Here is a 16529-nt window from a genome sequence, read left to right as displayed (position 1 = left end):
CCGACTAATGACTAATAACTACAGAGCACTGACAACTAACTACTGACTAAATTATGCGTATTTCTCTAAAGTGGCTGCAGGAATTGGTGGATGTGGCAATATCGCCGGAAGAATTAGCCGAAACTCTGACAATGGCAGGCTTTGAAGTTGAAGAAATTGAAGACCGCCGCCCGTGGGCAAGCGGTGTAGTTTTGGGCAAAATCATCGCCTGCGAACAGCATCCGAATGCAGACAAATTGAGAGTTTGTCAAGTGGATGTCGACTCTTCAGAAGCTCTGAATATTGTTTGCGGCGCACCCAACGCTAGGGCAGACATTTATGTGCCTGTCGCTGTTGTCGGCACTTATTTATCGACTATTGATTTAAAGATTAAACCTGCTAAATTGCGGGGCGTTCCTTCCGAAGGAATGATTTGCTCTCTGGCGGAATTGGGACTATCTAAAGAGTCAGCAGGCATTCACATTTTTGAGTTAGAAAATCCCGAATTGGGCAGCGATATTCGCCCACTTTTGGGCTTAGACGATGTGATTTTAGATTTGACAGCAACTGCCAACCGTGCTGACGCTTTGAGCATGGTGGGCGTGGCGCGGGAAGTGGCGGCGCTGACTGGGGCGAGTTTGAGAATTCCCGAAGCGAATGGTGTGGCGATTGAGGGCAAAGAAAGTCCTGGTTTGGCAGTAGAAATATCGGAACCGCAAGGATGCCCGATTTACATCGGCACGGCAATTGAAGGTGTCAAAATTGCTGCTTCTCCAGCTTGGTTGCAGCAGCGGTTGAAGGCGGCGGGAGTGCGGCCGATTAATAATGTGGTTGACGTGACTAATTACATTTTATTGGAATGGGGCCAGCCGCTGCACGCTTTCGATCGCGATCGCCTGCAATCTTTCACGGGTACTCAAGATATTAGCATCGGCGTCCGTTTTGCCAAAACAGGCGAATCCTTCAAAACTTTGGACGGACAAAACCGCAATTTGCAAGCTCAAAATCTGTTAATTACTGCTAGCGACAAACCTGTTGCCTTAGCTGGGGTAATGGGTGGTGAAGATACGGAAGTTCACGAAGGAACGCAAAATTTAGTCTTGGAAGCAGCGATTTTTGACCAGGCAACGATTCGCCGTTCTGCCCGCGCTCAAGGCCTGCGGAGCGAGGCATCGATCCGCTACGAACGGGGGGTGAATCAGGCGGCATTGACGACGGCTTGCAACCGCGCTGTAGCTCTAATTTTGGAGTTAGCTGGAGGCGCTGCGACGGTACAGAAAACGGCGAGTTCGGGCGATGATTTGAGTTTTTCGCGATCGCTCGAATTGCGTTTAGACAGAGTAAATCTGGTTTTGGGGCAGTTGAAAAGAGGACAAACCGGCGGTTCTAAATATCTGGAACCGGAAGAGGTAAAAAATATTCTCATAGCCTTGGGATGCGAAGTTGTTGCGACGGAAAAAGAACGGGTGTTTGCGATAACTGTTCCTCCTTACCGTTACCGCGATTTAGAAAGGGAAATTGACTTAATTGAAGAAGTTGCCAGACTCCACGGTTATGACAATTTCTGCGATACTTTGCCCAGCAAAACGGAACCCGGTTATCTGTCGCCGGAATATGCGGCAATTCGGAATGTGCGATCGGCTTTTCGGGCGGCAGGGTTGACGGAGTTGATGCACTATTCTTTAGTGAAAACTGAGGGAGACAATCAGGTGGTGCTGGCGAATCCGCTGTTTGTGGAGTATTCGGCTTTGCGGACAGAAATGCTGTCGGGTTTGATTGATGCTTTCCAGTACAATTTGGAACAGGGAAATGGGGCGCTAAACGGTTTTGAAGTCGGCCGCATTTTCTGGAAAGATGGGGATGCAATGAAGGAAGCCGATGCAGTTGCGGGGATTATCGGCGGCGATCCAACTGTGTGGAAGTGGCAGCAGGGAGGGCGCGATCGACCTTTGACTTGGTTTGAGGCTAAGGGGGTTTTGGAAAGCGTGTTTCAGGAGTTGGGTTTGGCGGTGCAATATCAAAGCGATTCCTCGAATACACGCTTGCATCCGGGCCGCACCGCTGCGTTATCGTTAAACGGGAAACATTTAGGAGTTTTCGGACAGTTGCACCCGCAATTGCAGCAGGAAAAGGATTTGCCTGAGCAGGTTTACGTGTTTCAATTAGATTTGGCGGTGCTGTTGGGTGAATTAGGGCGATCGAGCAGCTTAACTCGCAAATTCGCGGGTTATTCGAGTTTCCCCGCTTCTGACAGAGACATTGCATTTTTCGCACCGGTTGAAGTTCCGGTTGTTGAGATGCAGAGTGCGATGAAAAAGGCGGCCGGTAGTTTGCTGGATTCCGTCGAATTGTTCGACGAATATCGGGGCGACAACGTGCCGGCGGGACAGCGGAGTTTGGCTTTTCGGTTAATTTACCGCGCGGGCGATCGAACATTAAGCGAAACCGATGTCGAACCGGCCCAACAAAAAGTGCGCGATGTTTTAGTTGAGAAATTCGGCGTTAGTTTGAGAAGCTAAAATAGGCTCCTACTCACTAATAAACCGCCAGGGAATGAATTCCCTGGCGGACTCAGAGAAAAGCGTTAAATTGACACCAACGGCCGCAACATATCCCGCACAGCGAAGGAAATATCAGGAAATCGCAAAGGACAAATACTCCCATCCTCCGCCAGAATCACTTGACTTAGATAACCATCCTGACTCGGTTCTCGAAAAACGTGAAGTTGCCGATTATTAACATCCAAAACCCAATAATCTGCAATTCCAGACTGAGCATAAATAGTCGCTTTAATCCCCAAATCTGTTCTCAGCGTAGTATCGGAAACTTCAATAATCAGATAAACTTCAGACGGAGTTGGATGGCGGTCTTCATAGTAAAGTGGATCTCGCACAAGTAAAGCAATGTTAGGTTCCGGTTCCGAGAAATTATTTAAGCGAACAGGATCTTGTATGCTTAGCAATACCAAGCCCCATAAAAGGTTCTGTAATAGCTCTACAGTCCGTTTCAACGCTGCACCGTGTGCTGTTCCTTTGGCTGCCATCTTTACTATTTGTCCTGCCAGTAATTCTACTCGTTCATCTTCGTCAATAATCCCAATTTCGACCATGCGATGATACTCTTGAACCGTCAACAAACGAATGTCTAATAAAGTCATAGCAATCTTCTCCTATCTAACAAACCTCTCTTTTTCCCCTCTTTCTCTGCGCCCTCTGCGCCCTCTGCGGTTCATTAATCTTATCGTTAAAATTTTCGTTAAATCCACTTACTCTTATTGTACAATAACTTTTAAACAAATTTATCTAAGGCTCAAAACCGTGACCAAATATGTGATGTGGGGAAGTTACTGCGAAGACGTTCTTGAAAAACGCGCTCCGTTTCGAGACGCTCATTTAGCCGGATTGGCTAAGCAGAAGGAATCGGGTGTGTTAAGTACGATCGGGCCAACGAAAGATTTAACAAAAGTTTTTGCAATTTACGAAGCTGAAGATGAGGCGGCCGTGCGACAATTGGTGGAAGCCGATCCTTATTGGGTAAATGGGGTTTGGACTGAGTACGATGTGAAAGAGTGGATTCAAGCTTTTTGAAGGAGTTAACAGGGTGAATCTCTTAAGATTGGATGACAGCGATTTAGTTCCAGTAGATTATGGCGATTTGCTGGACAAGATTTTAGAAGTTTTGCAGGGGAAAAATCCGTTTAGCGTATCAGAAGACAACCGCCGCTTGCTAATTGATATTGACACCATTGCTGCGGATGTTTCCAACAAGCAAGTGCGGCAACCCCTGGGTTCCGGGGAACGTCAAGCACATTCTGCTACTGTTAACTTACCGCCGGAAATTGAGGAGCGTTTTGGCAGTCAAGTTAGACAGATTCAACAGTTTTTGCTGCAGCAATTAGAATTTAAACTGCCACAAAATACTTCTATTGAAAGCTTTGTCGCTAGTTTGATTAGTCCCTTATGCTCACCCTCTTTTCGGGGAAGCGGCCAAGAGTTAGGCTTTAAATACGATTTTGGCATCCGCCACCCTTCTTTAGAAAAAGAAAGGCTAACTTTGGAAAGCCGAGGTACTGGAAGCCATGCAGCTTTAAAATTGCATAAATTGACCGTTACCGTCCGAAATACTGATATTTTTGAACAAGAACTCAAGCAGGGTTTGCAAAACTATATCAATGAAAATGCCGAGACTAGCAGTGAGAAAGAAGACCTTAACCACGGTCTTGATGAGATGGTTAAAAATCTTGACTCGGATTTCCACAAATTAATCCGACTGGTAGACAAAGAAACTCTCGGCAAAATTCAAAAAGAAGCTAAGATTACTTACTTAGAGTATCTGCTAGAACACATCCGCGCGAGCAACACAGATACTGTAGGCATCATCTATTTAGAAGACTTAATTCGCCGCCTCAGATTAATAGAAGAATACATCAACGATCCAGGGAACTCTGATGGTGACTACGAAGTTAATTATGCTGGAGTTCGAGTTAATTACAGAGAGATATTTGCCCGATCAGAATTTTTAGATGCACTGCCCATTATTCCTATTGTATCAGGTTACTTGGGAGAAAGTACGGACAATTATCGTAACGAGCGTAAGTTTATCTTTGGCCTCAAAATCAAATTTGATAACTCAGTTCAAGCGCGCGGCGGAAAAGATGTATTTGAGTATTATCTGAACCTGCTAAATCCCGACAGTGAAGAACATCAAGCAGAATTTGATGAGGATTCTAATCCCGAAACCTTCGTCCGCAAACTGTTAAAAATAGCATTGCTCTACTATTTTGTGCTGGCTTCCCGCAATGACCCACTAGCACAAAATTACGACCCGGAATCTGAACTAAATCATCAGCCTAGAATCCTATTTGAACAAAGAGTCTTGCCCGTTTTGCAAGGTTCTAACGATGAGCAAAAAAAAGAGCTTTTTCGCAACTTTATTAAAGGGCTTAATCAGTTTAACATAAAACACAAAATTACGCATCTGAGAAGAATGCTAAAAGGCTTTCTGGAGCGTCAAACAATTTTACCAACCCGCACAGAAACGCGACACGTAAACCTCAAAATAGGTCTGGTAGAAGATATTGACAATATTTTGACGAATGGTAAATTTTTTAATGACATTATGGAGCGAAATTACAAGCAAACGCTTCATTATATTACAGTCAAAGAACCTAGTGTGGATGAAAAATCTATTTGTCAGCTACCCGTCAATATCAGCATCGAAGATGTCCGGTATTTCCCAACTGATGAACGCCAAAATTTTAGCATGGAATACAATATCAAAGGTGTCGATGTTTTGCCTGTACTTTCTGCACCTAAAGCCCCTCGCTCTAGAGAAATCTACGAAAAACATTTTCAGACCAAATTAGTTGTGTTTCCCTATGACGATAGACGACTAGACTGCGGCGATAAAGGTTTACAACCCGCAGCAATTTTTGTGTATAAGTTTACCATGTTGCTGCTGTCCTATATCTGTCTGAGGATATTGCTCGAAAACACTGCGGACAACTTGTTTATTCCGATGGTGAGGCTCCACGAAGGTGACGACAAACACCCTTCGCCATCAGAAAAATTTATGGCTAACCTTTCTAAAACATTGTCTCATATTTTGAGTGAAAAACAACGCTCAACTTCTCAAGGATTTCGGATTAGAAAAACGCCCAATGGTTACACAATTCGTAACGGTTTGAGTTCCCTGTATTCAATTCTTCCTAAAAAGTTTCGATTCGATGATAATGTACAGCTAGCCCCTGAGTTGGATAAATTGGCAATTATTGTCGTTTCCAGCCGGGATAGTGATGCGAAAAGAAGCAATCAAAACCGCTTCCAAAGACAAGCCTGCTTAATCGGAGAAATTGTCGGAATCAATCGTCTAGATGACAGTACAATTCAAGTCGAAATGCTGAAAACACTTTCCGAGAATTACAGTGTCAGCCGTCTTTATTCTGAGCCGTTAATCCTTGAAGATGCAATGAGTCAGCTTTATCAGCAAGGATATCGGAATTTCGCATATATTTCGCAAGCACCTTACATGAGTACGCTGCATATTACTCAGACTGAGGAAGATGAGGAATTGTCTTTCATGTCAAAAAAATTGCTCCGAACTTTGAAAGGAGAGAGGCGGGATATCAAAATTTATCCGATATTCTTTGATAAATACTATGTCCGCAGTTTCCTAGGCGATAGGGGAAAATCCTTTTACATTCAGGATGCAATGGAGCTTGAAAGCTTGTTTGCAGATATCAGTCAGCAAGCTGTGATGTTTTTCAACTTGTTTAACGGAATTAGAGTCAGGGAGGAAAAAAACTTTTATAACGGTGTGATTTCCTACTCGACACTGTTGAATATCTATCAAGGTATCCTAGACGATCAAGATATTCGTGAAGGTTTGATTTATGATGGTGCAATCAAAAATACTTTGCTACATTATCTAACAATATTCCACTTTTCTCGGTATGAAGCTCGTCACAATATTAGTTTAAAACTTGACCCCTACGAGCGCATTATTGGCGATGAATCGGTGGGTGCTTTGTCTGTATTTAGTCATGCTGGCGGTAGTGCGGATTTTAATTCCCTGGCATTTTTGAATAAGGTAAGAGAAGTCTTGAATGTGGATGAGGGAGGTATTAATCATGATTGGTGAAGATTTTGGACGGCTGTTTGAGGTGGGATTTAATATTGGGATTCTGGCGTATATTCAGCGTGAAAATATAGCTCACAATTTCGGAGATTCCTACCGTCTCGATTTGCAGAAACTAGAATTGCCAAAGATGATGGCGGAAATAACTAGGGAAGCTAATCTCCTCGGTAGTTTGGATGCTAAAATTGTTGAGAAGTGGAGTCTATTTTTTGTCCAAAAAGGCTTTATTGGTGGGTTGAATTTCTTCCGGGAGTACCTCACATCTACGGGATGGACTTTAAGGTTATCGCAAATCTTGTATTTTCAGTGCAGTTTGAGTTGTGCTAACAGTATTAGAACCCAGAATGACGATGAGACAGAAGTTTTTAAAGCATTTAAGAAGGTATTATCTCAGTTTGAAACAGCGCCACCAAATTTATCAGACGATGAGATTAACTCCTACATCCGCCGCTACAAGAAAAAAGGCGAGTTTTTGCAAGCTGATACCCTGATTTTGTTGCAAAATGGTAAGGATTTTAGAATTCTGTGCGTTGATTTGTCTGTGTTTACTCCTCCGTTGACTTCGGAAAAAGTCGATAATCTCAACGAAATAGAGGTGATGCGGAAGTCTTTGCTCAGAGAAATTAGCTATTTGCGATCGAAAAGTGTTTTTTCTAATCTGCGAATCGATACTAGCACTTTAGGTATTGACTTTTCGGAGGGTTTAAACCGCTATTTTACGGCTTTTAAGTATAAGGATAAGGAAAGCGCTAAGTTGATTCAGGCTGGTAGCTACGCTCACAGCTTCTACGGTTTTCTGCAAACGACTGGTATGATTCCTGATGGTGCTGAGGTGTTGTTGAATGTTGTCGGTTATAGCGATCGCACAATTAGCGCAATTTCCCTCCGCAGTGATAAAATTGACATCTTGGCGAATTGTGCCAAAATCTACCAGCAGGAAGCGAAAAATAAAGAGATTAACGATGCTCGCGGCGATGTTTTAGATACGATTCAACTCAACGCAGCTCGCAGTTTTCAAAATGGCAAAAAGTTTGTCAGCGATTTGTTGACGCTTGGCAAAAATTCTACACCTGTACGTAATACAGAGCGGATCGATAATTTTGTTAATTCCATAGATATTATATCAGATAAACTGGCCGATGATTTGCAAATCGATCGCGGATTACATCTGAGAAATGCTCACGCTCAATTGATTGTCAAAGCACTGCAATCTGATGAAACTTATATCTTTTTGACGGGGAATCCGGGAATTGGGAAAACAACTGCGATCGCCAATTTTCTCAAAAGCCATATCGAGGACGGTTTCTTATTCCTGTACGTCAGTCCCCGCAAGCAAGTCAACTTAGATATCATCGATAAATTTCGAGACAAAAAGACTGGTTTGCTGTGCGACAATCGCTTATTTTGCATTAACTCAAGTTCCGATACTATAGACAGCAATTTTGGACAATGTACCGTCAACTACGTCGCAAATAATCATCACGAAAATTTTCAAGAAAAAAGTGTCCACTTCATCAACAACAGGGCCGAAATGCAGCGGAAGGAATATCACCAGCCGCAACTTGAAAGGAAGGGAGAAACAGTAATCAAACCTAGGATAGGCAAAAAGCATGGAGTGCTAAATAGCATTTGTGAGGGAATATATTCGCTCGTCAATCGTAAAACATCGAACAATATCGTGGCTACCGTTTCCATTCAGTCTTTAAAGGTGACAGAAACCGGAAAAAATACTCTCCAGCATTTAGAGAAAATATTTCAAGATGCTTACAACAAGGGGGAAAAAGCAGTCATTTCTCCTAGAATGCAAGAAATCTCCAGCCGCATAAAACACATTTTTATTATGATAGATGAAATTACTGGAGACGACGGCGGCGTTGAGTTTTTGCATGGAATTGGTAGGCTGCTTAACAAATATGACTTGCACACCCCAAAACACGGTTTTAATACTAAAATTATTGTAGCCGATGCTTCGATTGTTGACCCGGACGTGATTAAACAACACCTCGATGATACCTCGCCGGAACCGGATAAAATCTATTTCAAAAAGCTCCCAAAAACTTCTGAGCAAATCCCGTCTTTACAAGTTATTCCTTTTGAATTTAAACGATTAGCTGCTAAACTTATCAATACGAATTCCTATCCGGCTAGCAGTTTAGAGATAACTTACAAGGTGTTTGTAGAAGCTGTTAAATTCACTGAAGATATTTCTTTAAAAATAAATTATGATTTGGTAAAACGGGTACAGTCTCAAATAATTGAGGATATCAATCAGCGGTTAGCAATACCGGGAGTTGAACAAATTATCGTCTACATTCAGGATAAGCGAAGATTGGCGGAGTTAATTGATAAAATCCAAAATGAGCGAGAATTTAATCGCTATACCGATTATCTGGAAGTCCACGCGAATATCTCGGAAGAGGAGAAGGAGCAAATACAAAAGTGCAAAAATACAGCTAAAGTAATTTTTATGACTGCATCGGGAAGTCGCGGCTTATCTTTCCCAAAAACTAAGCATATTTTAGTAGATATTCCCCGCTTTCAGATTGAGAAAAATCTCATGGAAGTGATACAGGTAATTTATCGGGGACGCGGAGAATATGACAACGGTAAAACCCTTGATGGTGAAGATAAGGAATTGGTTTTTTATCTGTCTGATACAGCAGTTTATTACGCTGATGATGCGGAACTTTCTTTACAAGAAAGCAAGTTGAGTTTGTTGAATTTACTGCTAATTCTCAAGACTGCGGTGATGACGCGGATTGTGGGATATGGATATTTGGGTAGGGATAAGTTTTTGATGATTCCGATTGGCGGTAAGTCGGTTTCCGCAGTCGGGGATACTTTTAGCAGCAAAATGGCGGCTCTAATTAAGACATTAAAGAGCGAGAGCCAGCGAGGAAATATGTTGTTTAAGGAGGTTTATACGAGCCTGGAACAGCTTTTGGGTCGCGGGGAGTTTGTTTTGACAAATTCTGATAAGTCGCGTCAAAAGGGCGATTCCTATCTGGAAATGCGGGACGATTTTAATCGTAAATTTTTGGAAAAGTGCAATCCTCTTGATGGTTTGTTGAGCTATGATAATTTAGAACTCGGTCATGTTTGCGGTAGTTTGTTGCTCGTACCTCTAGCTAAGCAAAATTTGGTAGAAACATACCAGATGTCGCTGCATCGAGAAATTAAGGAATGTCTAGAGAAGAAGTTGCTGCACAAAATGCGTCTAATTAGGGATAGCGATTCGTCCCCGGAGAATGTAATATCGGCTATAAGAGGAGGTGCGATCGAGCTTTTGCAGTTTCTTAACGGCGATTTGGAGAAAACTCAGTATTTTGAAGAGCAGAGTCAGCAGTTCGATCGCTATTATGCTATACCCTTGTTTGCTTTTGTCAGCGCTGAGGAAATGAAAGAGTATTTTGCTGACAGCAGGCTGGAAGAACCGGAAGACAGGAGGTTTCGGGATATTTTGTCGGCTTATGTGCGATCGATCTACCCTGTAGATAGTGTAATGCCGATCGGGCACAAGTATCAAGACTTTCCATTTATCGTGTTTAGAAGCTACAGTTTAGAACAAAGCCGAGAAAAGATTTTTACAGATAAATATCTTTTAAGTTCCAACGAATTGAACGTGCTCAATTTAATTTTGTCGAAGCAGGTAAACTGAAACTTGTAGGTGCGTCAGACTATTTTAGATTTTAGATTTTAGATTTTAGATTGGGAATCAAGGATGACTATTGGGGTTTAGATATTACCTACGGTTGCATTCTTGTTGGAAACGGCTATCAGTTAGCTGTCACCCTATCCGCACAGAAAATAAAACTATTCTGACGCACCATACTTGCTACTTGCTAACTTCAAACGGCGTGTATTTCCCCCCCAAAGCTTCGACGATGGCGCGAGTATTAGCAGACATCATTTTCACATAAGAATCGCCCTCGCTTCCGGGCGCCCCAATCGAATCCGAATAAAGTTGCTGCGCCGCCAATTTCACCCCCGCTTCCTCCGCCACTGTTCTAATCAGTTGCGGGTTAATTGTAGTCTCGGCAAAAATAGCAGGAACTCCCGCAGCTTTCACGGATTCTACTAACTTTTGCACCGTTTGAGCGCTGGGCTGTTCCTCCGTACTAATCCCGATCAAACTGCCAGCACTTCCCAATCCGTAGGCGCGGCTGTAATATTGAAAAGCATCGTGGGTTGTTACTAATTCGCGCTTATTTTCGGGAATAGTTTTAATCTCTTGTTCGATCCAACTATCCAAACGTTTTAACTCTGCAGTAAGTTTCACAGCATTCTGCGTAAACTTCTCCCGATCTTCCGGCGACAGGTCAATTAGCGCATCCCGAATTGCTTCCACCATTTGAACTACATTTTCCACATTTCCCCAAACGTGCGGATCGGGTACTGTATTGCCTTCTTTATTCAGTAGCAAAGGCTTGACAACTTCCCCCACTGCTAATTTCCGCGCCTTAATTCCGGCCGCATTCATCATCCTAATTAATCCCGGTTCCAAATTGTAACCGTTATACAAAATTAAGTTAGCTTGTTCTAAAGCTTGAGAATCTTTTGGCACAGGTTCGTAAACGTGAGGATCGGTTCCCGGCTGCAAAATTCCTGTTAGCTGAATTTCGCCACCCGCTACTCGATCGGTCAAATCCTCAATAATTGTGCTGGTAGCAACTACCTTGGGTTTAGCATCTGCCTCTGGAGAGAGGCGATCACCCTGGGTTTGAGTACAACTAAATAAGCCCAAAGTCAAAATGCCGCAGGCAATAGTTCTGATAAAAAATACTTTGGACTTGTTCAATCCATGGCGGGAGGTTTCAATCGCCGACTCACTGCTAAACTCCCCTTTATAGGATTGCTTCACAATTGCTCTCGCTTTTAATTCACATCTGACACCATTCTCAATAACCCTTGTCTGGGCGGGCAGGATGCCCACCCCACCAGAAAACTCACTCTTTGTGGAACAGGCATCTTGCCTGTTATTGAGAATTGTGGAAGATATGAGTTTTAACCGACTTGAGATTTTCGCCGCCAAACCTATAGTTTGAGGGGTTTCCAGCTTGGACTGTCGCATTATCTACCTCTGGTGCGTTCCCGATTATTCCTATTTACCGATGATTTCATATTCTTTTCATTTTTACAGTAAACTTAATAAAAAGGAGATAGAGTCACCGCAATGAATACCGCCGCCTTCCCCAACGAGAATCCTTGGTCTGAAATGGTTTGCCACCTCAAAGACAGCGCTACCGACACTGAAATTATCGCTGTTAAGCACTTAGCAGTAAACTACCGCACGGTAGAGGCACTCAGAGATATCAATCTTTCCGTCAAACCGGGAAGGCTGACGGGTATTATTGGCCCCAACGGTGCCGGCAAAAGCACGCTGATCAAAGCAATGTTGGGCTTAATTCCGGCAAATCGCGGCACTGTTACCTGGGGCGAAGAAGCGATCGCCGATCGACTCGAAACAGTAGCCTACGTGCCCCAGCGATCGCAAATTGACTGGAACTATCCCGCCACCGTTTGGGATGTCGTGATGATGGGAAGAGTCAGAAAAGCCGGATGGTTTCGCCGCTTTTCGGCAGCTAGCCGCCGCACCGCTGCCGATGCCTTAGAAAGAGTAGGTATGAGTGCTTACAAAGACAGACCGATCGGACAACTTTCCGGCGGACAGCAACAGCGAGTATTTCTAGCTAGAGCATTAGCCCAAGAAGCCGCTATTTTCTGCTTTGACGAGCCATTTGTAGGCGTTGACCAAAAAACTCAAAATATCATTTTTGACATCTTCCACGAGCTAGCAAATGCCGGAAAAATCGTCTTAGTAGTCAACCACGACTTAGGCGAATCAATCACCAATTTTGATGATTTAATTTTGCTGAATACAGAATTGATTGCCGCTGGTTCCCGCCAAGAAGTGCTAACCCAAGAAAACCTTTACCGCGCCTACGGCGGACAAGTAATGTTCTTTGCCGGACAAGCAGCTTAATTAGCCAGCAGTCATTAATCTAGGAGTTACACTCTTGAACCCGGTTTCTTGGATAATATTGAATTGGGCAACGATAAATCTCGGATCGAACTCACATCTTGCACCATTCTCAAGAACAGGCTTTCCGGCCTGTTCCACAATAAAATTCACTGTTTGTGGAACAGGCCGGAAAGCCTGTTCCTAAAAAGCTTATTGAGAATGGTACAACATCTCAGATAAAACCGGGTTGCTTTGGTTGTTAGTCATTAGTTAACTGTGATTTGATAATTTTATGATCCAAACCTTAATTGAGCCGTTGCAGTACGGATTCATGCAGCGATCGCTCATAATTGCCATTCTCGTCGGCATCGTCTGCGCGATCGTCGGCAGCTACTTAATGGTACAGCGGCTGGCCTTGCTCGGAGACGCCATCAGCCACTCGGTTTTGCCCGGATTGGCGATCGCATTTATCCTCGGAGCAAACATTTTTATCGGCGCTTTCATTGCCGGAGTTTTGAGTACAGTAATCATAGCTTGGATCAAAGCTCGATCGACAATTAAAGAAGACGCGGCAATGGGCATCGTATTTTCGGCATTCTTCGCCCTCGGCATCACCCTAATTACGATCGTCCAAAAAGACAACAAAATCGACCTCAACCACTTTCTTTTCGGCAACATCCTGGGGGTTACTGTCGAAGATGCGATCGACACAGCCGTCATAGTCGCCGTAGTCTTATTAGTTGTAGTAGTCTTTTACAAAGAACTGCTATTTTATACATTCGATCCATTAGGAGCGCAAGCCACAGGTTTACCAGTAAACCTGCTCAACTTCGGACTGATGGTACTCATCGCCCTCACAATAGTTGCCAGCCTCAAAGCCGTTGGCGTAGTGCTAGTCTTGTCCCTATTAATTACACCCGCAAGTACCGCCTATCTCCTAGTAACTCGCCTGCACCAAGTAATGATTTTAGGCGCAATAATCGGAGTTATTTCCAGCATTAGCGGAATGTATCTCAGCTACTTCTATAACTTGCCATCCGGCCCCGCAATAGTTTTAGTTGCATCGGGGTTATTTGTGCTATCATTGCTCTTCAGTCCCACTCAAGGAATCCTCACCCAGCCCCGCACACACTCCGGTCAAATTCCTCCAATATGGCGGGAATTAAAAAATTTAACTAAAGGCCGATAACAATTAAGTTTGTAGTAACTCACATCTTGCACCATTCTCAAGAACAGGCTTTCCGGCCTGTTCCACACAGAGTGAATTTTCTTGTGGAACAGGCCGGAAAGCCTGTTCATAAAAGGCTTATAGAGAATGGTGCAACATCTCAGTAGCAAGGCTTCTGCGCCGCGCCTCCCATTGTTAATCAGAATCTTCGTTAATCCCCGTGGATGTGCGGTTCAAACAAGCCTCTTCAATTAATACCCATAACTGCGAATGGTCGGCTGCATCGAGATTTGGTAAAAACGGTTGTTTTTAGGATTGCGAGAAAGCAAAAATGGGATGATACCGAATCGGGCGATCGCAACTACGAACTATTGGTCACAAAAAACTGTACAATAACAAAAGTTAAAATTTCACGCCAACACATCTACTAAGTTAAAAAAACATGACCGTCAAAGTAGGAGACACCGCCCCCGATTTTACCTTACCATCTCAAACTGGCACATCAGTCAGCCTCAAAGATTTTAAAGGTAAAAAAAACGTCATAGTCTACTTTTACCCCAAAGACGACACACCCGGATGCACCACCCAAGCTTGCGCTTTTCGAGATAGCTACGAAGTCTTCAAAGACGCAGGCGCAGAAGTCATAGGAATTAGCGAAGATACCCAACAATCGCACCAACAATTTGCCACCAAATATCAGCTACCCTTTACACTGCTGAGCGATACTGGCAACAAAGTTCGGCAATTATATGGAGTTCCAGCTACCCTGTGGATTATGCCCGGTAGAGTAACTTATGTCATTGACAAAGAAGGCGTTGTCAAGCATATTTTTGACTCCATGTTAGACTTTAAAGCACACGTTGCAGAAGCACTCAAAACTTTAGAAACCATCAAAAGTTAGATGGCGCGCGGGTGGCCAGAAACCGGGGTTTTTTACGAAAATGATTTGCTATCTAGCAGATTAGCTAAAAAACCCGGTTTCTGTGATATTGGCGCGAAAATCGCAGTGCAGGCCGCGCGTTTCCATTCAATTAGTTTCGCCAGCGAGTGGGGAGTTGGGCCAACAAATTTGGTGCGACCCTTGCGCCGATGCAGGTCAGTTTCCATTCAATTAGTTTCCCCAGCCAGTGGGGAGCACCAACACAGATTATCAAACTTGACCCCAGAGTTAACAAACTTCCCATTCAATTAGTTTCCCCAGCCAGTGGGGAGTGTCGCGTTGTTCAATGGATTGGGCTAATCTTAAGCCGGAGTTTACCCTTCGCATCAATTTCTATATCTACATGATGCCTTCCGCTTGATGTCACAACAGCAAGAGTTCCAACTATGGCTCCGATACCACCGCCAACTGCTGCTCCAACAGGGCCACCAACTATAAATCCAAGAATAGCACCTGCACCTGCACCAGCAAAAATATAGAGGGCAGAGTAGTTAATTGTAGTAACCCCAGCAGAAGAAGGGATGAATGCACCTGTAGCTATATTTACCCACTCTCCCGATTTGTTCTTGTGTAACTCAAAAATGGTTTTTAACTTCTCTGGAAGGTCTGAATATCGCTCGTAGTCTGTAATAACTTCAACTTGCTCACTTTGCTCCAAGGCTGTCTTTAGCTCACGATAAAACATTTCTGTATCTGAGAAAACTAACTTCCGCATACATTCCATTCAATTAGTTTCACCTCCATTCTACACCCCAGACAGCGCAAGGAGTCTAGAGGGAGATCGGCGACACCCGCGACAAAAAATTAAGGAAGGGCCGAGGGACAGTTTTGGCAAGCTGCTGTATGTTAATTATTAGATAAATTTGCCCCATCCCTCCCTGAACGAATTCAGTGTGTGGGTGCAAAGATATATGGATAGCCCCCAAGTGCTTTCCCCGCCGAGTTTGGTAGAAAAACACCGACAAGCAGCGAAAGATTTAGTCGCGAGATACAGCTAGCTGGTAAAGACAGATTTTACCAGTTGTTGGTAGTGAACACCTCAGTCATGATTCTCTAAAAAACCAAGAAAGGACTAAAGTCCTTACTAAAAACTCGTGGTTCGTAGTAAGGACTTTAGTCCTTTTTTGCTAACGACTTGCAGCCATTAACAATTAGCACTCAGCAATTATCTAGCTTTTTGCAACACTCGATTTTTCAGATGTAGCGCTTTCGGCAGTTTTGCCATTTTTGCTATTACCGTTACCGTTGCTGTGGCGGGGTTGGATAACTCCATAGCCACCGTGAGTCTTGCGTTCGTAGAGTACGTTAATTTCGTCTGTTTCCGCATTACGGAACATATAGAAATCGTGATCGATAATCTGCAATTGTTCCAAAGCTTGTTGCACAGTCATTGGAGGCATAGCAAAATACTTAGTCCGTACAACCTCAGCAGGAAGTTCGGGAGTTCGATCGCCAATCAGATCCGCTACTACAGGATGTTCATCAACTACCGTAACCGTTTTGGCACTACTCTGGATTTTGTTGTCGTGACGTTTTTCCTTAAATTTCCGCAGTTGACGAGCTATCTTGTCGGCAACCAAATCTATGCTTGCATATAGGCTTTCCGTGCTTTCCTCAGCCCGAATCACGCTGCCGTTAGCATAAATTGTCACCTCAGCAGTCTGCTTAGGATTGATCCTGGGGTTACGAGCCACCGATAGATGTATGTCCACTTCAGTCGTCAAAGTTTGAAAATGGCTAACTGCCTTTTCCACCTTTTGATTGACGTACTCGCGAATCGCATCGGTGATTTCTATATTTTTACCCTGGATAACAAGCTTCATAGAGCTCCCTCCCTTCTGTAA

Annotated in this window: 11 protein-coding genes; 7 read left to right on the top strand and 4 right to left on the bottom strand. The window is 43.7% G+C overall.

Features of this window, described 5'->3' with window-relative positions; translation table 11 throughout:
• The first annotated feature begins 53 nt into the window (after nucleotides 1-53).
• Complete coding sequence (pheT, locus tag QUA24_RS09090; RefSeq protein WP_333228970.1) at nucleotides 54-2498, top strand: phenylalanine--tRNA ligase subunit beta; 2445 nt, start codon at nucleotides 54-56, stop codon at nucleotides 2496-2498.
• 65 nt (nucleotides 2499-2563) lie between these two features.
• Here pheT and QUA24_RS09085 read toward each other — a convergent pair whose 3' ends face one another.
• Nucleotides 2564-3136: a Uma2 family endonuclease gene (locus tag QUA24_RS09085; RefSeq protein WP_333228968.1), complete on the bottom strand. Its 573-nt coding sequence runs from the start codon at nucleotides 3134-3136 to the stop codon at nucleotides 2564-2566.
• A gap of 160 nt (nucleotides 3137-3296) precedes the next feature.
• Between QUA24_RS09085 and QUA24_RS09080 the strand changes: the two genes are divergently transcribed.
• Genes QUA24_RS09080 through QUA24_RS09070 form a run of 3 tightly spaced genes read left to right on the top strand, consistent with a single transcriptional unit; the run spans nucleotide 3297 to nucleotide 10273 of the window.
• Nucleotides 3297-3566, top strand: a complete 270-nt coding sequence (locus QUA24_RS09080) for a YciI family protein (RefSeq protein ID WP_190741349.1) — start codon at nucleotides 3297-3299, stop codon at nucleotides 3564-3566.
• Nucleotides 3567-3579: 13 nt separating this feature from the next.
• Nucleotides 3580-6618: a hypothetical protein gene (locus QUA24_RS09075; protein ID WP_333228966.1), complete on the top strand. Its 3039-nt coding sequence runs from the start codon at nucleotides 3580-3582 to the stop codon at nucleotides 6616-6618.
• Nucleotides 6608-10273: an ATP-binding protein gene (locus QUA24_RS09070; RefSeq protein ID WP_333228963.1), complete on the top strand. Its 3666-nt coding sequence runs from the start codon at nucleotides 6608-6610 to the stop codon at nucleotides 10271-10273. Before QUA24_RS09075 ends, QUA24_RS09070 begins: the two co-directional genes overlap by 11 nt.
• A gap of 177 nt (nucleotides 10274-10450) precedes the next feature.
• On the opposite strand, the gene QUA24_RS09065 is transcribed toward QUA24_RS09070, so the two are convergent.
• On the bottom strand, nucleotides 10451-11686 hold the full coding sequence (locus QUA24_RS09065; protein WP_445242590.1) for a metal ABC transporter substrate-binding protein: 1236 nt from the start codon (nucleotides 11684-11686) through the stop codon (nucleotides 10451-10453).
• A 102-nt stretch (nucleotides 11687-11788) separates the two neighbouring features.
• Here QUA24_RS09065 and QUA24_RS09060 point away from each other — a divergent pair, with 102 nt between their 5' ends.
• The 3 genes from QUA24_RS09060 to QUA24_RS09050 all read left to right on the top strand — a co-directional run bounded on the left by QUA24_RS09060 (nucleotide 11789) and on the right by QUA24_RS09050 (nucleotide 14646).
• Nucleotides 11789-12598: a metal ABC transporter ATP-binding protein gene (locus tag QUA24_RS09060; RefSeq protein WP_333208810.1), complete on the top strand. Its 810-nt coding sequence runs from the start codon at nucleotides 11789-11791 to the stop codon at nucleotides 12596-12598.
• Nucleotides 12599-12869: 271 nt separating this feature from the next.
• Nucleotides 12870-13766 (top strand): metal ABC transporter permease, encoded by an 897-nt coding sequence (locus QUA24_RS09055; RefSeq protein WP_333208812.1) that lies wholly within the window; start codon nucleotides 12870-12872, stop codon nucleotides 13764-13766.
• Nucleotides 13767-14187: 421 nt separating this feature from the next.
• The gene (locus QUA24_RS09050) at nucleotides 14188-14646 is read left to right on the top strand and encodes a peroxiredoxin (protein WP_333208814.1); all 459 of its coding nucleotides are present in this window, start codon (nucleotides 14188-14190) and stop codon (nucleotides 14644-14646) included.
• Nucleotides 14647-14968: 322 nt separating this feature from the next.
• Here the strand turns inward: QUA24_RS09050 and QUA24_RS09045 are convergent, their stop codons facing one another.
• Both QUA24_RS09045 and hpf read right to left on the bottom strand, forming a co-directional pair.
• Nucleotides 14969-15400: a hypothetical protein gene (locus QUA24_RS09045; RefSeq protein ID WP_333228961.1), complete on the bottom strand. Its 432-nt coding sequence runs from the start codon at nucleotides 15398-15400 to the stop codon at nucleotides 14969-14971.
• Nucleotides 15401-15854: 454 nt separating this feature from the next.
• The gene (gene hpf / locus QUA24_RS09040) at nucleotides 15855-16508 is read right to left on the bottom strand and encodes a ribosome hibernation-promoting factor, HPF/YfiA family (protein WP_333208818.1); all 654 of its coding nucleotides are present in this window, start codon (nucleotides 16506-16508) and stop codon (nucleotides 15855-15857) included.
• Between the last annotated feature and the right edge of the window lie 21 nt (nucleotides 16509-16529).

The sequence above is a fragment of the Microcoleus sp. Pol12B5 genome (genome assembly GCF_036701335.1).
In the GTDB taxonomy this organism is placed as follows: Bacteria; Cyanobacteriota; Cyanobacteriia; order Cyanobacteriales; family Microcoleaceae; genus Microcoleus.
The sequence above is the reverse complement of the archived record's forward strand: the minus strand, read 5'-3'. Positions and strand labels throughout refer to the sequence as shown.